Raw genomic sequence first — 22,201 nt, 5'->3', positions numbered from 1 at the left:
TTTTCTACGAGCTATTGAAAGCGCTGACAATTAAATGTACAAAGTTACGACATGAGTGTGAAATTTATGAGGTGTCTAGATGAATTTTGCAGGATACTTGATGAATAAGCTAGAAGGAGCTAAAAGTAGGTTAATCCGTTTGTCTGACAAACAACCTAATTTGTTTATTATGTTAAGGGATTCTATTTTACTTGTCAATACAATATTTCAAATTTTAAATCTTTTATAAATATTTTAACTATTTTGTAAATGATAAATCATATACTATAAAAGCTTCTTAACTTTTTCTATTCCACCACCAAATCCCTTATTCTGTATAAAATAATTCACGATCAATTGTACTCAATATCTCATAACTGGTCTTAGTAATTAAAATATCGTCTTCTATCATTACCGCTCCAAGACCTGGTACCATAAATTTAGGTTCTATAGTAATAACGGCACCATCAGGCAGCGGTTGTGTAAAACCCAAACCTAAAACTGGATCTTCATCTATTTCTAAACCAATTGAGTGACCGATATATTTACCACGACTGTTTCCTACACCCATAAAATTTTCTAATAACCCTTCGTTTTTTGCCAATTGTTCAGCAAATAAATACAATTCTTCTCCCGTTACACCAGGTCTTATTTTATCAATTACACTTAAATGCAGCTCAACTAACCGATTCCATAGATCCAGTTGTTTAACAGATGGTTTACCTAAACAATAAGTACGTGCCATATCTGCATGATAGCCTTCCCTACATATTCCATAGTCAACCACCACAAGGTCACCTGTTTGAATTTTTCGTTTTGAAGCCCCCCACGGTAAACTTTCGCTCATTCCAATTCCTGTTACTGTCATGGCATGCCCAGAAACTTCCCAGGCATTTGGACCTGAAGTAACTATGCCACCGCCTGGTAAACATCCATCCCAGCGTCGAAACCAAACAACACCATCCCCACCATTTTTCCTCACGGCATACTCCATATTGGCAGCTAATTCATATTCTGTCATCCCTGTTTCTAAGGTACGTAATATTGCCTTATGGCCTTCCTTCCATAATTCAATTGACTTTCTAATGCTCTCAATCTCTGTGAAGTCTTTTACCAAACGCTGCTGCATAATCAATTTCGAAACGTTAACTATAGTGTAATCACGTAAATTCTTTTGGAGACTAAAGCCAATATTTGTTGGTAATACATCCTTTTGGACCCCAATATGGCTTCCCTTTTGGGGCAATACATTTAGATCACTAAGGATGGAAAGCATATCTTTCATGCTAGTTGCTTGGAACGTTTGGGCCATCCAAGTGGCCTCTTTTGTCATTTCATGTGCCCTTCTGGTGAAAAGGATTGGTTCACCACTTTCGGGAATAAATAAATTTGACGGCTGGGCCGTCCCGGAATAATAAAACAGATCTCTAGAATACATAATGAGTGCAGCACTAATATTATTTAATTTTAAGTTTTTCTGCAGGTTTTTTATCCGTATTTGAAAAATTTCATCATTTTTCCTCACTGGCCTCACACCTTTCATGAGTGTTTTATAGCTTTAGGCAATAGCAATTTTATTAATATATTAAAAAATACAATAAAATTAACCATATTAAACATTTAATAAGTATAGAAGAGCAGTAATTGAAAAGAAACTTGCTAAAGTCGTGATAAATGTTGTATTCGCTACCATCTCTGGACCAGAATTATATTCATTCGCAATAATTGTCATAATTACTGCAGTTGGCATTGAATGCTGAATAATTAAAACTTTAGCTAGAATACCACCTATACCTAAGGAATAAACTGTTGCAAATATCACTATTGGTGCTATTATGATTTTCAATAAACCAGATACTATTGTTGCACTTAAATATCCTTTAAAATTTGTTCTTGAAAGTTGAATGCCCAATAGAATTAGAGCAAGTGGAATCATTACTTCTCCAACCATACTAATAGGATTAAATAAAAAGTCTGGTATCTCAATTCCGAAGACATTTACAACTATCGCAAGAATTGAAGCGTATGTAGTTGGTAAAAGGAATAATTTCTTTAGTGCCTTTTTCCAATTATTCCTTGAAAATGAAGCAAAATAGATACCTAACGAGTACATCAAAATAAAATTCATAACCACAATTACGATAGCTAACGTAAATGCATATTAGATATAGGAGATGGGTCGATATCAGTAAATTTTCCAAATAAGTACCCAACAAATAAAATGATCATCACCGGAAATATCACATCTAAATTCAATTTATCACCTTATTCATTTTAAAGTTACCTTCAACTTACTGTATCTAATTGGTGTCAATGATCACATTATTGCAATATTCTGATATCAAATAACCTAGTAATAGTATAATCGGAAAGTGCATTTCTTTCCAATTAATAATTTTTTCATTTTATATTCTGATTCTTAATTTTTTTTATATTAAATTGAGGATATTACATGTCCCCTTTAACTCTATGCAAAATATATAGCGCTGACATTTCCCACAGAGGCTACATTATCGGACGTCACTTCAGCAGAAACTTTAAAGTCCACCTTTTTCTTAGACTCACACTTTCCTACCACTTTAGCTCGACAGGTAAGGGATTGACCTGGAAAAACCATACCAATAAAGCGAACTTGCAAATCGCTAACGAAGCCATGATTGCCGACAATTTGACTAACAAATTCGCCTAGGACCCCCATGCTGATCATACCGTGCACAATAATACCCGGTAATCCAACTTCTTTTGCAAGCTCATCATCATGGTGGATCATATGGTAATCCCCGGCCGCTCCAGAGTATTTTACTAACTGAACTTTTTCAATCGGTGGTGTAACAAATTCAAGTTCTTCATCCAATTGTAGCTCATTCCATTCTTTAACCATCCGAATCCCTCCCTTTTAACGATCAATAATGGTGGTTTTTGATTGGAAAACTAAATTGCTATTTACATCTACTCCTCGTGTTTCAAGAATATAAAAGGTAAGCATTCCCGACCTTCCTTCTCTTTCAAAAATCTCGACTGGTTCAATCGTACAACGTATTACATCTCCCGCCACAATTGGACGTTCATAATGAAATTCCTGTCCTCCATGAACCGATCGAATCATACCTACGCTAATTACGGGCTTCAACATACTGAGAATAAACTTCCAAGGAAATGTAGGCGGGGCAACTAAACTATTGTACCCTTGTTGTTTTGCAAACTCTTCATCTCTATACAATGGGTTATCCAAACCCAACGCATCGGAGAAAACCCGTATAGCGCCTTTTTCCACTTCAAATTCAAATTCATCACTTCTTCTTCCATTTAGTAAGCTATCTATCATCTTCATACTCCTACGATAAATTTTGTGTTTCGAATAGTTTTCTTTTCTTTTCTATTTCACGCAATTCTCCTCTTCTAACCTTACCTGATACGGTTTTTGGTAGGGATGAAACAAATTCAATTTCTCGCGGGTATTTATATGGCGCGGTAAAAGTTTTCACATGTTCTTGCAGTTCCTTAACGAGATCATCAGTAGCAATAATATCTTCCTCTAAAACCACAAAAGCTTTTACAATGAAGCCCCGCACTTGATCAGGACTAGCCACAACAGCACATTCCTTTACAAGATTATGTCTGTTTAAAGCCTCTTCAACTTCAGAAGGTCCAATTGTGTACCCAGAGCTGACAATAATATCATCTGATCGACCCTCAAACCAAAAATACCCATCTTCATCCATCCTAGCCAGATCCCCGGTGATATACCAGTCACCACGAAATGCTGCTGAAGTGCGTTCAGGATCATTGAGATACCCTTTAAATAAAGATGGCACACTACGATAGACAGCAATCATTCCGACTTGACCAACTTGTACTGGATTTCCACTTTCATCAATAATGCTTACCTTGTTGCCTAGGGTTGGTTTTCCCATTGACCCTGTTTTTGCTTTCATGCCGTCTAATGTAGCAACAAGTAATGTATTTTCAGTTTGTCCATACCCATCTCTAACCTGTACATTAAAATATTTCTTAAATGTTTCAGTAACCTGGTGATCTAGTGGTTCACCACAACTGAGCGTATTTCTCAGAGAAGGTAGCCTATATTGGTCTAATCCACTTGATTTCGCCATTAGTCGGTATTCTGTTGGTGTCGTACATAAAACATTTACTTTGTACTTATCTAATAATTCCAGGTACTTTTCCGCATTTAGTCTTCCTAGATATGAGACACTTGAAGCTCCCACTCCCAAGGTGCATGTAAAAGCGTTTTGTTGCCACATTGCCCATCCAGGACTTCCTGTACACCAAACAACATCATCGGATCGCAGATTCAACCAGAATTTTGTAGAAACGGCTTGATGAGCATATGCCCAACTATGTTGATGAATAACGCCCTTTGGATTACCTGTTGTACCTGATGTATAATTTAGGAAAGCCATATCATCTGAACGTGTTTGAACGATTTTCAATTCTGAAGACATTTTTTGAATTAATATTTCGTAATTCTCCCAACCTGCGACTTCCTCGCCAATCACAATAAAATATTTTAGGCTTTTTACTTCTGGACGAATTTCATTCATTTTCTCCGCTAAAGAATGGTGGCAAATGATCGCTTTTGCTTGAGAATGTTTAATCCTATATAGCAAATCCTTTTGTCTTAACATTTCTGTACCTGGTGAAACTACCAATCCCAGCTTCAGCGCAGCTACATAAGTAATGTACGTCTCTGGTATACGCGGGAGTATAATAATAACCGTGTCCCCTTTTTTTAACCCCATACTTTTTAAGGCATTTCCAAATTTATTGGATAATTCCCGTAACTCTTGATAGGTTACGACCCTTGAATGATTTGCATTATCCTCCCAATAAATAGCGACCTTAGTTTCTCCATCGCCATGGCGATCGATGTCCCCAACCATGTTATAGTATTCTGGGGCGATTAAATCAGATTCTTCAACCATATTTTAACCTCCACTTATCTGCAAAAGACGCAAAGAATGTTAAACTATCTATTTAATGAAACATGCCTTGACAGTAACAAACTATCAAGGCTTTAATAGGAGCTTCAAATACTTAAATTATAGGATTAGGTTGTTCAGTATTAACAGAAGCAAAGTGTTCGCCTATTTCACCTAAACCTTTTGCTGCCTTAGCCATGCTTAATGGGTCATTATATACAGCTATTTTTCTATCATGTATCATTTTAACTGTTTCCGGTGTGACCACGGTTGACATAAGAACTGGTATGTTAGGATGTGATACTTGAACTTCTTCAATTCCTTTTAAAAACTGTTCCAAAATAGTTTTATTATAACCAAGATCTGAAATATACGTTAGAACCATATCGTAGGAACCATTACCTAACACGATTTTCATAAACTCTCCCATGAGATGAGGTTGATTTACTAATTGTGCTGTCATATCAATTGGATTATTAGCAGACGCATAAGGAATTAATTCTAAGAGCTGCTTTTTAACATCTGAGTCTGTTTGAGGAACAATTAAACCTAATTCCGGCAGTTGATCTGCATACATTACAGCAATGGCACCAGATATACTAAGAACTGCAACACGTTTACCTATTGGCAAAATACCATTCGAACATGCATAGGAAACATCTAACATTTCTTGAATACTATCTACCTGATACACTCCATTTTTCTTAAAGATTGAATCGTAATCACTGTTAGGGCCTACGCGAGTAGCAGTGTGAGATAAGGAAGCCTTTTTACCATTTTCACCTCGGGCGACCTTGAATACGACTACAGGCTTCATATTGTTTCTAGCTAGCTCTAAGGATTGGCGTAATTTTTCTGTATCTTCAATCCCTTCAATATAACAAGCAATGACGTCCGTGTTTGGATCTTCCGCAAAATAGGCAATACAGTCAGCTACATCAACATCTGATTGGTTTCCAGTTCCAACAAAATAATTTAAACCAATTTGTCTTTGCGCAGCCAAAGTATAGATAAAAGCACATAACGCTCCACTCTGGCTAACAATAGCTATTCTGCCTTTAGGTACACTTCCTAAATGAGGCGCAACACCGAAATTCCCTATGGCTCCCGTTAGTAAATTGAACATTCCTACTGTATTTGGACCGCAGATCCTCATTTGATGTTCCTTACCAATACGTACCATTTCTGCTTCAATTTCTGCTCCTTCACCCCCTACTTCTGCAAATCCCGAACTCATGACAATGACCGAACGAACTCCCCGCTCTCCACATTCCTTAACCGTACTTAATACTTTGGAACCTGGAACGATGATCAGGGCTAAATCAATCTCACCTGGTACTTCGCTAATAGATGGATAGCATGTTAAGCCAGCAATCTCCTTATATTTTGGATTTACAGGATAAATACTTCCTTGATAGTTAAAATCTATCGTGGCTTTGAGTGGACGTCCACCAATCTTTGTTAAGTCTGAAGTTGCTCCAATTATTGCAATACTTTTCGGATCAATTAAAGGTCTTAGCGTTTCAATTTGCGACTTCATTTCCCCTCCACCAATCAATACGTTTTAATTTGGGATATCCCTTATTGTGAACGGTTTCAAAAGAAAATAAGTTTTTATCAACTCATGACAACACTGCTTCCTGCCTTCATTAACTCCCCTTGCTTGACCTTGTCATTAAGTAAATTAGTAGCAATAGAACGACGAAGCATTTCGTCAGATCCTTCGAAGATACGCCATACCCGCACCTCACGATACCAACGTTCAATAGGAGATTCTTTCGTATAGCCAATTCCACCATGAATTTGCATCACTCGGTCCACGACTCTATTAATCATATTTGTTGAATATAATTTTGACATAGAGGATTGGTGGCGGAACTGAATACTATCTTTACCGTCTTTCCATGAGCCTTCTTCTTTTGCCATCCACGCAGCACGTAAGAATATCCATTTAGCAGCTTCAATTTCAGTAGCAGAATCAGCAATCATCCATTGAATGGCTTGTCTTTCTGCAAGCGGTTTTCCAAATGAAACCCGGTTATTTGACCATTCAATGGCCATATTTAACAGTCTCTCTGCACCGCCGATACACCATGAAGGAATAACCCAGCCACGATTATGATTAATAAACGTCATTGCATATTTAAAGCCGTCACCTACTTCACCAATCACATTCTCCTCTGGCACCCGAACATTTTCAAAAACGAGTGTTGCAGGATCATGCCATCCTCCACCCATTGTCTCAATACGTTCAGATCGCCACCCCATGTCGCGATCGACTAGGAAACAAGTAATGCCTCCATCTCTGCCTTTTGTCTTATCTGTCGCTGCAAACAAGATGGCAAAATCAGCATGGTTACCATAGGTAATAAAAATCTTTTCACCGTTAATAATCCATTCATCTCCCTGTTTAACGGCTGTTGTTGACATAGAAGCAGGGTCTGAACCAGAGCTGGATTCAGTCAACGCAAAGCAGGCTTGACGTTTTCCTTCCACAATCGGTAATAAATATCGCTTTTTTTGTTCTTCATTAAGCGCTATATAAAGAATATTAGGGGCGTGTCCTCCAAATTCAAACGGAACGAATGTCCGATGAAGTTCCATATCAATTAATCCTGCCATTACCGGATCCAAATTGGCTCCACCATATTCTTCGGGGGCATTAATTCCCCAAAATCCAATATCTTTTGCTTTGTATTGCAGTCTGCGAATTTCTTCTTCGCTAAGTCCGCGCCGATCACCTTCGCGTTCTCTTCTTAGAACTTCGTTTTCGAGCGGCATTAGTTCCTTTTCGACAAAATTGCGGACAGTTTCTTGTACCATTCTTTGCTCATCAGTTAATCTAAAGTCCATTTTTCAATCTCCTTTACTATTTTTTATTTAATTCAAATATTTTGCATGAATATTTTGAATTTTCCATCCCTATTTCAATCATAAACTCAAAATTTGGTAATTTCCAATTGAAAAAACTATTTTTTTATTGCTCTTTCCCAAATTTTTTTTATATGAAATTTTTAGCTCTCTCCTGTTAATTTTTCAGAATATCGTTTTACTATTTTTTGTACCAGTTGTTTCTCATCCGTTCTTCTATCATCCAGTTCCCCCTTCTACATTTCAATTTCATCGTTGTAATATTCTGAATAAATTTTATAATAGAAAATAGATAGGGTAAATTAAGTATTATTTAACGTTACTTAAATTTTTCCTAAGGAAGGAGGGAGGTAAAACATGCAAATTCAACAAATTGAATATATTATCGAAGTCGCAAAAACAGAATCTATTTCTGAAGCAGCACAAAATCTTCATGTCTCCGCTGCTACTATCAGCCAATCGATATCAAATTTGGAAAAAGAATTCGGAATAAGAATATTTAGAAGGTCAAGAGTAGGAACAAAACCAACAGAAAGAGGAAAAGTAATCATAGAAAAAGCCTATGTCATTCAAAATAAAATACTTGAGTTAGAACTAGAGGCAAAGTCACATAGCACAATGATGGATAAAGAACTAAAGATTGTTGGCAGTCCGAGTACTTTACTTACTTTTTTACCTAAAGCGATATCACTATTTAAGAAGAAATTTTCGAACACTGAAATTACAATTGAAGAGAATCAGAATGTAATTAAAGAAATGTTAAATAACGAGAATGATCTTGGTTTCATATCTGTGGATGAGATGACATGGATTAAATCGGGAAACTCAAATAAAAATGTATTACATTTTGATACCTTATTTCAGGGAAGAATGTTTGTTTGTGTAAATAAAGACTCTCCACTCGCGTTCAAAGAAAGCATCACTCCTGAGGACTTACTGGATCATACGCTACTATTACATTCTATTACTAAACCTATTTATGAAGATCTATTACTCCAATACGGCCCTATTAAAATGTTATTTGAATCTACAAATACGGAAACGATAATAAAATCGATTACATCCGGGATAGGTATTAGTTTTCTATCTGAGTTCACTATAAAAGACGATCAAAGAGTTTTAGATGGTCAAATAATCCCAGTTCCGTTAGTAAATTATGAACGATCCAATTTAACTTGTGGATTTGTTCGTTCGAAAAAAAGGCATTTCTCACCATCCGCAAGAGGGCTTATCCAAATAATAAAAGAACAAATTAAACAAGGGAATTATTAATCATTTCAATCAAAAAAAGTTACCACACAACATGTTAAAAGTGGCGGGCATCTGCCTAGCCACTTTCCTCGAACTAAAAAGGGAAAAAGAAGCTGATTAAAAAGAGTGATAAATTCTTGAAAAACCTTTCTTAACGCCCTTGCCATTGCGGCTTTCGTTTTTCTATAAAGGCTTTAATCCCTTCCATACTATCTTCATTGCCAATCACTTGTTGTAAATAATCTTGATTAATAGCCCAAGCTTCTTCGGGATGATCTAATGAAACATCGAGACTGCGGTAAACAATATCTTTACTAGCACGAATTGCAAGGGGGGCATTTTCTGTAATTCTTACTGCTAAAGTAAAGGCCTCATCAATCAACTTTTCGTGAGGAACAACACGATTGACTAACCCCCAATGTTTAGCTTCTTCTGCAGAAAACGAGTCTCCTGTTAAAATATACTCCATAGCCACTTTCAAAGGAATTTGCCTTGGTAGCCGTAAAAGGCCACCCCCGCCGGCAAGGAGCCCTTTTTTTACCTCAGGAAGCCCAAAAGTTGCTTTTTCTGAAGCAACAATTAGATCACAAGCTAATGCAATTTCTGCCCCTCCACCGAGTGCGAAACCATTGACAGCAGCAATGATCGGTTTGTTTATATAATGTTGCGCTATACCACCATAGCCCCATTTTTCGCTGCCTTCAGGTATTACGTTCCATCCATTAGCCCCTACCTTTTCTTTTAAATCTGATCCTGCACAAAAAGCCCTATCCCCGGCACCCGTCAAGACCGCACACCACAAATTGGAATCTTCACCAAATTCTTCTAACGCTAGTCCTAATCCGGCCCAGACTTGCGCATTAACGGCGTTTAATGCTTCGGGACGATTGATGGTAATCAGCGCAACCTTGCCTCGTCGTTCAAATAATACAGCGTTGTTACTCATTTCGTATTCCACCCTTCATCATCTATATTTCATCTATGTCTTATTCTTTGAATTCTTGGTTAACGCCCTTGCCACTCAGGCTTCCGTTTTTCTATGAAGGCTTTAATCCCTTCCATACTATCCTCATTTCCAATAACTTGTTGCAAATATTTTTGATTAATAGCCCAAGCTTCATTGGGATGGTCTAATGCCGCATCAAGACCTCGGTAAACAATATCTTTACTGGCACGAATAGATAGGGGGGCGTTTTCTGTGATTTTATCTGCTAATGCTAAAGCTTCTTCTAGCAACTGTTCATGAGGAACAACACGATTGACTAATCCCCAATGTTCTGCCTCAACTGCAGAAAATGAGTCTCCTATTAAAATATATTCCATGGCTACTTTCAATGGAATTTGTCTTGGGAGACGCAAAAGTCCTCCAGCACCAGGAATAAGCCCTTTTTTTACTTCTGGAAGCCCGAATGTTGCTTTCTCTGAGGCCACAATTAAGTCGCAAGCTAAGGCAATTTCTGTTCCTCCTCCGAGTGCAAAACCATTGACAGCAGCAATAATCGGTTTGTTCATATAGTGTTGGACAATTCCTGCAAAGCCCCATTTTTCACCGCCCTCAGGTATGATACTTTCCCCTTTGGACACTGCCTTTTCCTTTAAATCTGCTCCAGCACAAAATGATCTATCACCAGCACCCGTTAAGACTGAACACAACAAATTAGGATCTTCAGCAAAATCATTAAAAGCGTGGCCTAACTCGTTCCAGACTTGTGTATTAATCGCGTTTAAAGCCTCAGGACGATTGATGGTAATCAGAGCAACCTTGCCTTGACGTTCAAATAATACAGCACTGCTACTCATTTTGTTTTCCTCCTTTCACACTTTACAATGCGGATCTATTTTAAATAAAACGACTCTACCTCTATCTTATTATGGCGGAGTATTCAGGGTAAATTAGGTTGTTTTTAAGGGTAGTTTAATTTTTCCTAATTGAATATCCTATACTTGAAGCTTGTTAATAATAATGTCGAAAATTCAGTGTCTCATGCCTAAATGCAGCTAATGAAAAAAGACTATCGAGATTATTCTCGACAGCCTGAAAGTATATTTCATTGCAGCCTTATTAAACTTCCGATGGTATTCGGTTTGTTTTAACCTCGTGACCTATAAAAGAATAAATCATTTTCTTAAGGTATTTTTCTATCAATGAATTTTTTCGATAAATGACATTTACTTTATTGGGGATGCTGCTTATTTCATCAATCTCCTTCGTTATAATTTGATTTTTTTCACTTTCATCAATCCCAAGAAAAGGAGAAAAACTTATCCCCCAATTGTTTTTTACAAATGTTTTCAATATATCTTGATTCTTTACTTGTATCCGCCTTAAATCCGGAATGCCTTCTAATTTCTGTTCAATACTTGACCAGACTGGATGATTAGGGCTGTAACAAATTAATGTTTCTAAAAATAAATCGTCTAGTGTTATAGTTACTTGGTCTGCTAATCTATGGTTTTCACCTAATATTAAAACAAATTTATCATCAAATAGATATTCAGAAACAAGATCTTCCTCATATGAAACAAGATTTCTGACAAATACAAGATCAAGTTCACCTTTTTTCACTTTGTCAATTAAAGGAATAGAATCCTCACCCTCAGTTATTGAAAGCAAGATATTATTCTCTTTAAGGGCACCCGCTGTTTCTAAGATAAAAGAAGAAGAAACACCAGGACAAAATCCAACTTTAATAATTGGCGTTTTGGACTTTCTTACTGCCTCAATTGAGTTGTTCATGTAAGTAATAATTTTACTAGCATACTCAATAAATACCTCCCCTTCAAGGGTCAATACTATATTTTTCCCATCTCTTTGAAACAGTCTACAATTTAGTTCATTTTCTAAATTTTTAATTCTAGCTGTAACAGTCGGCTGTGTAACATTCAGTACCTCCGCCGTTTTTGAAAAATTTCTATATTCTACAATTGATAAGAATGTTTCTAATTGTGTACTATCCATATTTTTCTCTCCTTATGATTAGTGCTTATTATCGAGTGAAAAAATGTGTTAGATGTAATAAGGCTTTTTAACCTGTATTAGTGAATGATTTCGACATAAAAGCCTTATATCCTTTATTTAAATTAATTGAATGCGAATATTAAAAAAATTAAAACACTCCCCTATTCTGTATTTATATGTATATGTAAAGTTAAAAGCCCCGATCAGCAAGATCAAATACGCCTGTGGAGATTGGGTAAAACGCAAAAAGGCTTCCTGCTACAATATGCAGCAGGAAGCCCTTTCTTCAAAAAACTGTAAGGATGATTAGAAGGATTCCAAATTAACAGGTTAAACAATCAATTATTGATGCTGCTTTTGATTTTCTCTTCAATCTTTCCTGTTGAAGCAAATTTTGGATCTGGTTTTCCGCCCCACCTATCCAATGTAAGAGGGCCAGGCTCCAATATACGTGCATCTCTGCCATTTTCCTCGGGGATTTCTTCCATTCCAAAGCTATATTCCAGTGTCATTTCATCCGGATCTAAGAAGTAGAAAAAGATGCTGGTTGATGGCTCATGACGTCCCGGTCCAAAGGCTACAGGAACGTCTCCATTCAAAATTCTATTTCGTGCAATGCCAATATCATCTATGTCTGTTACCATGAAGTTTACATGATGCAGTTTGTTCTCCTTATTTTTAATTAATGCAAATGAATGATGTAATGGATTAGGGAAACACCTTATCCAGACGGCGTTATCTCCCAGGTGATCCGATACTCTAAAGTTTAATACTTCAGTGAAAAAATCTAATGCTTTTTCCACATCCTGCACATTTAGAACAACATGACCTAATCGTTCGATTTTAGTATGTTTTGGTACAAAATCTTTAATTATGTGCATCATTTTACTGTAATACTCGAGCTCTAAACCTGTATTTGGCTCAATAATTCGGAAAGATCTACCCTGTTTGAGCTCTTCAAGTTCATCCTTTTCAACTTCTACTGGCTGAAGTCCCCGCTTTACAAACTCTCGATATGCAAGCTCTAGTTCTGCATCATTTTCCATTTGAAAACCAACTCGTTTAATACCAGGTTCCCTAGTGGATGGATATAAAACTATATTATGATGATCATTACTGCATCGAAAAAAAGAAGGTCCATTCTCATTCTCCTCCACTAATTGCAACCCAACCATTTTATCGTAGAATTCAGTAGACTTTTTGATATTACTTACATTTAAGGCTACATAACCAATTTTTTTGTATCTAAACACGGATAATTCCTCCTTTTATTATGATTATAAAATAATACTTATTTTCCCTTGAGGTCTTAAACTGTCCAGTTTAAGAATCACTTTCTTTTCTTTGATTTTCAGTTCATTATTTTCCAAAACTAATATATATTCCAAAACCCCAACAAAACAGTCCAGCTTTTCCCGTTTTGTTCGGTAAGTTGTAAAATTACATCTTACAGTGGCACTATTACTCTGTTCATCTAAATCTTTGATTCTAATATTATGAAGATTACGCACGGTTGTAGAATGAGGATATTCGACATGTGCCTCTCTTTTTAACAATCTTTTCGCTCTTTGCTCCAACCGATCTCGATCATCGTGAGCGAAATAAACGGACTTATTATGATCCGCATTAGGGTTTCCGATTGGTGGAATCAAATACATTCCTTCCGATGAGAATAGCGCAGCCCACTCTTCTAGCTTCCATTCATCAAGAAGCTCCGCTTCATGATATAAAAAGTCCTCAATTTCTTGAAGGGATTTTTTCATGACTTTCCTCCTTCGATTCTTCTTTAGTCATGATTTCATTGTATCTTCTCCAAAAAGCACGCATTTGTTCTTCATCGTTTGATTTAGGCTCTTCCCTAATCATCCCTTTTGAGATATCATTCCATTGTACTTCTTTATTATTTTGAAAACCTTCTTGGCATAGCTCAAGAGCCTCGTTGTCATCAGGAGTTGCAAAACCGCCCGGTCCCAAAAATTCTAAGAAATTATCATTTCGTCTTTGGCGAAACTTTTCATTTTCATTTTTAGGTGCTAAAGCATAGCCTGTAACTTCCATGAAATCAGGTTGAGTCGGATAAAATGTGCGTACTGTGATAGCCATGATGTCATTAATAACGAGGTTCGGAAATATAATAATATTACGATTAAAATTTGCAATTCTATCTGCTCTTTCATGCCCGAACTTCTCTATTAAATTATTCTTAATTTCGTCGATTTCCCGTTTTCCATCTTCTCCCCACGCTGGCATCCAACGCGCAACTGGTCTTCCCCATGCACCTGTATATTCAATAACAGCATGGCCATTTCCTAAGTCAGTAGCTTTTCCTTCATAATCCCCTTTCGATAATTCACCACCACGGGTAGCTACAATATCAAAGTACGTTTTATGCGTCGGGATACCATGATAGGAATCAGCACTATTTTCAGCCAATAGCTTCCAATTCGCCCGCATGCTGTATTCCTGAGGATCTCCTAAAATCTCCATACCCTCCTCTGATTGGTCTGCTACTAAATCGATATATTCTTTCGCATTTCCTAAGTAATCTTCCAAAGAAATCGCCTTGTCATCAAAGTTTACAAATACAAATCCCCTATATATTTCAAGACGAGTAACCTCGCGTAAGTTTTTCGACCCATCACAATTAAAGGTTTTCGGAAATCCTTCTTTATCCGGCATCCCTATTAATTCTCCCTTATTATCAAAGCTCCAGGCGTGATAAAAGCAACGGAAGACTTTTGTATTACCACTGCCTTCGCGGCAAACCAGTGCACCTCGATGGGGGCATGTGTTATAAAGCGCCCTAATGATTCCATCTTTTCCTCTATTAAATAGTAAATTCCTTCCACCTACCTTTTTTCTTTTAAAATCTCCTTTGTTTGGGAGCTCTGACTCATGACCAATATATAACCAGCTTGTGCTAAAAATTCTCTCGCGTTCTTTTTCCAAAATCTCTTGATCAATAAATACCTTTCGATTCACCAAAAATTCATACTTTTGTTTGTCTTCAATAATATAACTTTCCATCCATCGCCCCTCCTTGATAATTTAATAGATTAAAAGGAATCTAGATCTTCATTGATGAAATATTAAAAAATTTGAGTGCATTTTTAAATGTAATGCCATCCTTATCAGCTTGACTCATATCTGTATTTTCAATCCAGTGACCGGGGAATTTCTCTCGAATAGAAAAAGGATAATCAGAACCAATCATCAATTGCTCTACTCCCACCATATTTGTTAAATGAGTAATCGTATTAACATCATAGACAAGTGTGTCATAGAAAATCTTCTTCGCATAATAACTCGGTGGGTGAGGAATGATCCTTCTAATATCATCCATTGTTTCCCACCCATAATTTAATCGAGGCAATATAGACAAAAATGATCCGCCGCCATGGCTGACATAAACCTTTAAGTTAGGAAACTTTTCTAAAATGCCGCCTGTAATGAGTGAGGCGATTGCCACTCCAATCTCTGTCGTAAAGCCAATAAAATTAGACAATAAGGGGGGGCCAACATTTCTTTCCTTCCCAAAAGGATGAAGGGCGTGAATAAATATGGATATTTGCTCTGCCTCTGCTTCTGCAAAAAACGGTGTAAAAAATGGATCACCAATTGATTTCCCATTGATGTTTGTTCCAATTTCAACACCAAGTAATCCAAAATCCTTTTTTAAATTTTTTATTTCTCTTGCTGCCATTTCAGGATCCTGTAATGGCAGCATGCCTAAGCCATAAAATCGATCAGGATTGAAGGCTATAAATTCCGCTAATTGAAAATTAATATACCGGGAAAAATCCAGCGTATCTTTTGCATCAAACCAATAAGACAGTAATTCTGGCATAGGTGATAGCACCTGAGTGTCCACTGCTTCTTGATTCATATCAGATATTCTACGTTGAGGACTCCAGCATTGGTCTGTAATTGTCCTAAAATTTTTTCCAGATATCATCACATGTTTATGATCAGCCTTACCACAAACACATTGTGTTACGGGCCATCGCTCCCCTCCGGCCCGATTCGCCATAGATGGCAAATGTTCCGGAACAAAGTGAGTATGGACATCTATAATCACCGAATTTAACCTCCTTTACATCTAACTGAACTATCGGCTCCATACACCTCGTTTTATAACATCGTACTTCCACCATTCACACTAATGACTTGCCCTGTAATAAACTTTGCTCGATCCGATGCTAGAAACCATACTGCATCTGCAATCTCTTCTACGTATGCCCCTCTGCCCTTAGGAATGATGTCAATATATTTCTTCGCTAGTTCAGGATCCTTTTCTCGGAATTTTTCCAATGGTTCAGATTCTACCGCAGGAGGAGCAACTGTATTGACTGTAATATCATATTTAGCAAATTCTCTTGCTAATCCAGTCGTTAAGGCATGGACTCCGCCTTTTGCAGCATTATATGCTGCATGTTCCCATAATCCATTTCGTACCGAATCAGCCCCTATATTAATAATCCTTCCATAATCTTGTTTAATCATTTGAGGCAAAATCTTATAACACGGCCAAATGGTGGTCCATAAATTGCGATCAATGGTCGTCTTTAATGTTTCTCTTGTGTGTGAAAGGAAAGGTAAAATCACTCCTCCTCCAGCGTTATTCACAAGGATGTCAATACGATCCCATCGATTTAATGTTTGTTCTACTAAAGCTTCTACGTTTTCTTCTACCGATAGGTCACCAACATAATAATCAATTTCTCCACCGTATAATTGTGCTATCTCTTCAGCAGCTATTCTTGTTCGTTCCTCCCCGGTTCCAGTAACGACTACTTTAGCTCCTTCTTTAGAAAGTGTATTGGCAATTGCGTTACCAATTCCCCGTGATGAACCTGTAACGATTGCAACTTTTCCTTTTAATGATTGGTTTTGTTGTGGACTTGTCATGAATAGCCACCTTCCTTTTCGAGTATTCTAAATAGTGGGAATATAATTTAGGCTTGACTTCTCATACCACGCAAATGTAAGCAGTTTCATTTTTTTGATCAATTGTAAATAGATGAATCCTATGTGGAAAATATTTTATAAGATTGTCTCTACTTATCCTAAAAGAAACCATTTAATTTACAGAAAAATAAAAATATTTACTATACTCATAGTATATGGCCACATATCAATAAATTCCAATTAAAAAATTTTCTAGTTTAGTACCTTTATCAAAATTTTATTTATGGCCATTATTTTCGATTTATCTTATTAAACAACTACTTATTCTCGAAAAAGATTCAGATTTAATAGGCAAACCGGAAAAATACCCGTTCGTTGCTTATTGACTTAAAATGACGGGGGGTGTTTTCTGAATCCTTTCGTAAATAGTGACAAAATAGAAAAGGGAAGCAGTAGGTAACCTAGCTTCCATCTTTTGCGATATGCTAAACTTCAATTCTCTTAATTTCATTTGTCCCTAAACTTTTTCCTTCGGACCCATCAAGACATACCATTATTTTGCTAATTCTAAACGACAAGGAGCACCTCTATCTCCCCCGCCACCCTCGTTACAGCCAACTTATAAAAGGCTCACTGCATTATTAATATTGGTTTAATAGAAATTCCCTTTTTAGAATCCTCAAAAGCTTCATTAATTTCATCAAAATTATAAAATTTAACTAGCTTATCAAATGGAAATAGTCCCTTTTTATAATAGTCTATTAGATCAGTAATAAATAATTTAGGAACTGTATTGCCTTCAATTACTCCGATAAGTGTTTTACCTAGTGATAAAGAAGGAAAATTAATTTCCATTGCCGGTGTAATACCGATGCTTGCAATTTTTGAAAGCATCCGAGAGGCTTCAATGCTTTGATTAACAACAGCAGGTACACCTGTTGCTTCCACTGCGTAATGAGTACCACCATTTGTAATCGACATTATTTCTTCTACAATATTAAGTTCATTGCTATTTAATGCATGAGTTGCACCAAGCTCTTTTGCAAGTTCTAAGCGATTTTGGTGGATATCTACAGCAATGATATTTTTACATCCAGCAATTTTCGCAGCCATTACTGCGCTTAGCCCTACTGCACCACATCCGTAAATCGCTATCGAGGTTCCAAATTCAGGTTTTAATGCTTTTAACACGGCACCACTTCCTGTTTGGATACCACAACCTAATGGGCCTAGTAAGGCTAAATCTACTTCTTTATCTACTTTCACCAAATTGCGCTCATTGGCAATCGCAAATGTTCCAAAGGACGATTGCCCAAAGAAAGTTGAAATCCCGTGATTATGCTGGTACAATCGATGCGTACCATCTTCCATCTTTCCACCAAAGTTTAATTCCATAAAACGATTACAATACGAAGGATGGCCGGAAAGGCAATTTTCACATTGTCCGCATGCTGCATAAGATATAACAACATGATCCCCTTTTTCCAAACTTGTCACGCTTGAACCGACTTTTTCTACAATTCCTGAGCCCTCATGTCCTAAAATTGCTGGAAATGGTGACATACCTACATCTCGTGCCACAGCATCCGTATGACAGACACCCGTTGCGACTATTTTTATTAAAACTTCGTTTGCTGTTGGTTCAGAAATCTCAACTTCTTCTAGTGAAAAATTCACTCCTTGTGCATGTGTAATAGCTGCTTTTATTTTCAAATTAGTTTCTCCCTCTTTCTAATTCAATTTACTGAGAATAAAAGATGCATAGATTTAAACCTATTATATTTGTCTTTTTTATATTGTATTTACTATGGTAGATACCAGCTGGAATAATCTAAATAACGATATCTGATTCCTTCGTATTAAAAATTTCCTCCAGTGTCTGGTATTTTGCTTTTTCAAGAATATTTAGTCTAGCTCTTAATTGTTTTTCGGCAAATTGTGTAACAGCTTCTGGAGTCACTCCAAATGAAATCTTTTTAATGAATTCAGCTGATATAATAGCTGTAATCGGCTCATATGACTGAAGTTTTTCTAAGGCTCTATCTAATAAATGAGGATTTTCACTTATTTGACGCTGCAACATATATGTTCCGAATGCGATATGCCGCGATTCATCACGCTTAAGTTTGTTTATACCTTCTAGTAATCCAGGCATTTTATTTACCGAACCTAGTGCTTGTTCAAAGTACCAGTATGACGATTCAGCTGAAACACCTTCAGCATACATATTGTAGGTAACACATGCATCTACAATTGCTTCAGGTGATGGGTCATGCCGCAGTCGTCCCATCGTTTCTTCTGTAGCATGAAATAGCATATGATGACCCTCTCCAACAAGATGCGATAGATCTCTATCAATTCCTAGATTTTCTATCACTGTCCTGAAAAAATCTATATGTTTTGCTTCTTCAAAAAGGAAGGTGGTCAAATACATTTCTTCTTCAATCCATCTTTTGTTCGCACAAGTCATGATAAGTGGAAGAATATCAGTAGTAACCGCTTCTTCACCACCGGCAAAATATGCGAGCAATGTCGTAACTTCATCACGCTGGTCATCGGTTAATGTCTTCCAGTCTTCTTTATCCTGGCTAAAATCAATATCAGCTGGATTCCAAACACCATATTTTTTTGCGTTGTTAAATAGTCTATACGGAAGTGACTTTTTATTGATGGCATTACTTACTGAAGAATAACTGCGCATAATTATACCTCCTCAAATTTAGAATAAGTCTTAGAAAATAAACTTGTAAAAATGGTGGTGATTGTTTACAAAAGAGATGGAGTTAAGAGTTATTTAATTCTTTATCGTATCCGAATTGCGTGAGGTTCTATATACTCTGAAATCCCAAACTCTGTAAATTCGCGGCCCATTCCACTTTGTTTTACTCCACCAAAGGGCATTCTTATATCAATTTTGTCAATGCTATGTCCATTGACAAATGTAAAGCCAGCCTCTACTTGACGAGCAACTTCGGCTGCACGGTCTACGTCAGAAGACCAAACTGAAGAACCTAATCCATACATACTGTCATTTGCCATTTCGATTGCTTGTTCTACCGATTGGTACGGAATTAATGGGATGACTGGACCGAATTGTTCATTACATGATAAGTCTGCGGTATGTTCTATATCACGTACCACTGTTGGAAGGATGTAATAACCATTATCCCATTCTTCCGGTTGTACTTTCTTACCTAATTCAAATACAGTAGCATTGCTCCGCTTAGATTGGTCTATTAGATTCTTGACCAATTGATATTGAGCTTGGTTGTTGATAGCACCCATTGTCGAACGCTCATCCAATCCATGACCCACTTTTATTTCATTAACATACTCACACAATGTATTTGAAAATGTACGATAAATTGTTTGAGGAACGTATACTCTTTTCACGGCAAAACAAATTTGTCCGGCACGAGAAAAAATCCCCTTTACTAAGTCGGGCATGATCCTATTTGCATTCACATCATCTAAAATAATGGCAGCATCATTACCTCCTAGTTCTAGTGTCAGTTTCTTAATGGAAGATGCTGCAGCTGCCATGACATGCTTAGCCGTTTCCGTTCCACCCGTAAAAGAAATTTTTGTCACTAAAGGATGAGTTGTCAGCACTTTTGCAACATCACCATCACCATTCACTACATTTATGACACCTGGCGGTAGTACTTTTGCCATTCTTTGTAAAGCCATGGTTAACGCCGCAGGAGAGTTTGGGGACGGTTTCACAACTGCTGTATTACCAGATATTAGGCCTGGTGCGAGCTTCATCATCGTAATTGAAACAGGATAGTTCCATGGAACGATTGCGATAAAAACACCTCTTGGTTTTTTATGAACCTCTACAATAGCGCTTTCATTTTCAAACACCTGTGGTGCTAAGTAGGCTTCTGCAATTCCCGCTGTAGCCTGCGTACCTCCAACACCATATCCAAAATCTGTTTGAGCTTCCGACAATAACCCTCCATGCTCTCTGGATGCCAATGGACATAACTCGGGCATCGATTGCTCTAATTGTTCAATAGCAGTCAATACTTTTTGAATTCTTTCACTTACACTCATTTCCCGCCATGATAAATAAGCCTCATGAGCAGCTCTCACTGCATGATCAGCATTCTCTATTGTTCCTTTTGCAACATTTGCTACGATATCTGTATGACGTCCGGGATCTTTAATTTCGTAGAAATCTCCTGAGTGAACTTCTTGGTTATTAATCCACATATTAACTTGCTTTGTTAACACTTTCATGAAATCCCCCCTAATATACTAGTTAAGTAGCTTAAGATATTTTTAAAGAAAATTGTGAACTGCATCGGCAAGAAAGAATCGTCTAGTTACCCCCTTTCAATAATGAAGTTTATTAACTTAATATCATAATATTTAAAAAATTACGAAAGGTATATATGTGTACCCGTTAAAATTATGTACCATTATTGAAGAAACCTGTTAATGGAAATCTACAATAGCAACTTATTTTTTCGTGTATATCGCTGAAAATAGGAACCAATTCTTCAATATTTCATACAAAAAAGGGATCTCACAAATAGTTAATTTCAACTTTTTGTGAGATCCCTTTTAAATATATGCACTTAAACATATCTTCCTTAATTAATTGTTTAATCTCCATAACCCGAAAAGTATAAGAATATGGACAGCTAAATGAGCATTAACAAAGTCCTTTGAATTCGTTAAATCTATTTTAGAAATTTCATTGATTCGTTTTAGTCGGTATCTAACAGCACCTTCAGATATCATCATTTCACGTGAAGTTTGGGTAACGCTCCCTTGAAATTCCAACAAATAATAAAGCGTTCTCAAAAGTTCTCCGTTACTTTCCTTATCGTATTTAATAATATCTTTTAGAAAGGTTACGCCAAACCTTTCAAGGTCAGTTACGTTGCTTGAGTTAAGCAAAAATCCTAAATATCCCAGTTCATCAAATGAAATAACATTCGATAAACTTCCCTCTTTACTAGCAATTTGAATGGACTTATTCGCTTCGTTATAGCCTTTTTGAAAATGATCAATCCCCTTAAAAAGAACACTTATACCTAGACTTACTTTAGTCATAACTTTGTTAGAAATAAGTTTTACAAGTTGTTCACCAAAGCTCTTCGTATCGGTCTTCATCTCTTTCAGTAATTCATCAGGTATAAGAAGGATAATTTTATCTACTAATGTAGAAATCAAAATATTGTTTTTAAATAACTGTAAATAATAATTGACATGATCAATTATTCCATTATAAAAATCAATTAAGTTTTCATTCTGGACACCTTCATTATCTATATTTATG

20 protein-coding genes are annotated in these 22,201 nt (G+C 36.7%); 1 reads left to right on the top strand and 19 read right to left on the bottom strand.

Features of this window, described 5'->3' with window-relative positions; genetic code table 11:
* Positions 1-307: 307 nt before the first annotated feature.
* The 7 genes from ACIQXV_RS09895 to ACIQXV_RS09865 all read right to left on the bottom strand — a co-directional run bounded on the left by ACIQXV_RS09895 (position 308) and on the right by ACIQXV_RS09865 (position 7,772).
* Positions 308-1,504 carry a M24 family metallopeptidase gene (locus ACIQXV_RS09895; RefSeq protein ID WP_402958324.1) on the bottom strand — a complete coding sequence of 399 codons (1,197 nt, stop codon included), beginning with the start codon at positions 1,502-1,504 and terminating at the stop codon, positions 308-310.
* An 87-nt stretch (positions 1,505-1,591) separates the two neighbouring features.
* On the bottom strand, positions 1,592-2,092 hold the full coding sequence (locus ACIQXV_RS09890) for an AEC family transporter (RefSeq protein ID WP_402958322.1): 501 nt from the start codon (positions 2,090-2,092) through the stop codon (positions 1,592-1,594).
* Between the two features lie 354 nt (positions 2,093-2,446).
* Positions 2,447-2,860: a MaoC/PaaZ C-terminal domain-containing protein gene (locus ACIQXV_RS09885; protein WP_402958320.1), complete on the bottom strand. Its 414-nt coding sequence runs from the start codon at positions 2,858-2,860 to the stop codon at positions 2,447-2,449.
* A gap of 15 nt (positions 2,861-2,875) precedes the next feature.
* A complete protein-coding gene (locus ACIQXV_RS09880; protein WP_402958318.1) occupies positions 2,876-3,304 on the bottom strand; it encodes an FAS1-like dehydratase domain-containing protein in 429 nt (142 codons plus the stop codon).
* A 10-nt stretch (positions 3,305-3,314) separates the two neighbouring features.
* Positions 3,315-4,922, bottom strand: coding sequence for an acetate--CoA ligase (locus ACIQXV_RS09875; protein WP_402958316.1), 1,608 nt, complete (start codon positions 4,920-4,922; stop codon positions 3,315-3,317).
* A 112-nt stretch (positions 4,923-5,034) separates the two neighbouring features.
* A complete protein-coding gene (locus ACIQXV_RS09870) occupies positions 5,035-6,459 on the bottom strand; it encodes an acetate--CoA ligase family protein (protein WP_402958314.1) in 1,425 nt (474 codons plus the stop codon).
* A gap of 77 nt (positions 6,460-6,536) precedes the next feature.
* Positions 6,537-7,772, bottom strand: coding sequence for an acyl-CoA dehydrogenase family protein (locus tag ACIQXV_RS09865; RefSeq protein WP_402958312.1), 1,236 nt, complete (start codon positions 7,770-7,772; stop codon positions 6,537-6,539).
* Positions 7,773-8,147: 375 nt separating this feature from the next.
* On the opposite strand from ACIQXV_RS09865, the gene ACIQXV_RS09860 reads away from it, so the two are divergent.
* Entirely contained in the window at positions 8,148-9,062 is a 915-nt protein-coding gene (locus tag ACIQXV_RS09860; protein ID WP_402958310.1) for a LysR family transcriptional regulator, read from the top strand.
* Positions 9,063-9,192: 130 nt separating this feature from the next.
* On the opposite strand, the gene ACIQXV_RS09855 is transcribed toward ACIQXV_RS09860, so the two are convergent.
* From ACIQXV_RS09855 to ACIQXV_RS09800, 12 genes are all read right to left on the bottom strand, one after another.
* The gene (locus ACIQXV_RS09855) at positions 9,193-9,987 is read right to left on the bottom strand and encodes a crotonase/enoyl-CoA hydratase family protein (protein ID WP_402958308.1); all 795 of its coding nucleotides are present in this window, start codon (positions 9,985-9,987) and stop codon (positions 9,193-9,195) included.
* Between the two features lie 59 nt (positions 9,988-10,046).
* On the bottom strand, positions 10,047-10,841 hold the full coding sequence (locus ACIQXV_RS09850) for a crotonase/enoyl-CoA hydratase family protein (protein ID WP_402958306.1): 795 nt from the start codon (positions 10,839-10,841) through the stop codon (positions 10,047-10,049).
* Positions 10,842-11,103: 262 nt separating this feature from the next.
* The gene (locus tag ACIQXV_RS09845) at positions 11,104-12,000 is read right to left on the bottom strand and encodes a LysR family transcriptional regulator (protein WP_402958304.1); all 897 of its coding nucleotides are present in this window, start codon (positions 11,998-12,000) and stop codon (positions 11,104-11,106) included.
* 338 nt (positions 12,001-12,338) lie between these two features.
* Positions 12,339-13,253, bottom strand: a complete 915-nt coding sequence (locus ACIQXV_RS09840) for a VOC family protein (RefSeq protein ID WP_402958302.1) — start codon at positions 13,251-13,253, stop codon at positions 12,339-12,341.
* 24 nt (positions 13,254-13,277) lie between these two features.
* Positions 13,278-13,763 (bottom strand): aromatic-ring-hydroxylating dioxygenase subunit beta, encoded by a 486-nt coding sequence (locus tag ACIQXV_RS09835; protein WP_402958301.1) that lies wholly within the window; start codon positions 13,761-13,763, stop codon positions 13,278-13,280.
* On the bottom strand, positions 13,738-15,027 hold the full coding sequence (locus tag ACIQXV_RS09830) for an aromatic ring-hydroxylating oxygenase subunit alpha (RefSeq protein ID WP_402958299.1): 1,290 nt from the start codon (positions 15,025-15,027) through the stop codon (positions 13,738-13,740). Before ACIQXV_RS09830 ends, ACIQXV_RS09835 begins: the two co-directional genes overlap by 26 nt.
* A 40-nt stretch (positions 15,028-15,067) precedes the next feature.
* Positions 15,068-16,078 (bottom strand): amidohydrolase family protein, encoded by a 1,011-nt coding sequence (locus ACIQXV_RS09825; RefSeq protein WP_402958297.1) that lies wholly within the window; start codon positions 16,076-16,078, stop codon positions 15,068-15,070.
* A 53-nt stretch (positions 16,079-16,131) separates the two neighbouring features.
* Complete coding sequence (locus ACIQXV_RS09820; RefSeq protein WP_402958295.1) at positions 16,132-16,908, bottom strand: SDR family NAD(P)-dependent oxidoreductase; 777 nt, start codon at positions 16,906-16,908, stop codon at positions 16,132-16,134.
* 630 nt (positions 16,909-17,538) lie between these two features.
* Positions 17,539-18,621 carry an NAD(P)-dependent alcohol dehydrogenase gene (locus tag ACIQXV_RS09815; RefSeq protein WP_402958293.1) on the bottom strand — a complete coding sequence of 361 codons (1,083 nt, stop codon included), beginning with the start codon at positions 18,619-18,621 and terminating at the stop codon, positions 17,539-17,541.
* A 118-nt stretch (positions 18,622-18,739) separates the two neighbouring features.
* Complete coding sequence (locus ACIQXV_RS09810; protein ID WP_402958291.1) at positions 18,740-19,609, bottom strand: R2-like ligand-binding oxidase; 870 nt, start codon at positions 19,607-19,609, stop codon at positions 18,740-18,742.
* Positions 19,610-19,710: 101 nt separating this feature from the next.
* On the bottom strand, positions 19,711-21,153 hold the full coding sequence (locus ACIQXV_RS09805; RefSeq protein WP_402958289.1) for an aldehyde dehydrogenase family protein: 1,443 nt from the start codon (positions 21,151-21,153) through the stop codon (positions 19,711-19,713).
* 360 nt (positions 21,154-21,513) lie between these two features.
* On the bottom strand, positions 21,514-22,201 hold a 688-nt coding region (locus ACIQXV_RS09800; protein ID WP_402958287.1), incomplete at its 5' end, for a PucR family transcriptional regulator.

The sequence above is a fragment of the Neobacillus sp. NPDC097160 genome (assembly GCF_044762155.1).
GTDB lineage: Bacteria > Bacillota > Bacilli > Bacillales > Cytobacillaceae > Neobacillus.
Note: the sequence above shows the minus strand (reverse complement) of the source record. Positions and strands in the feature narration are given on the sequence as shown.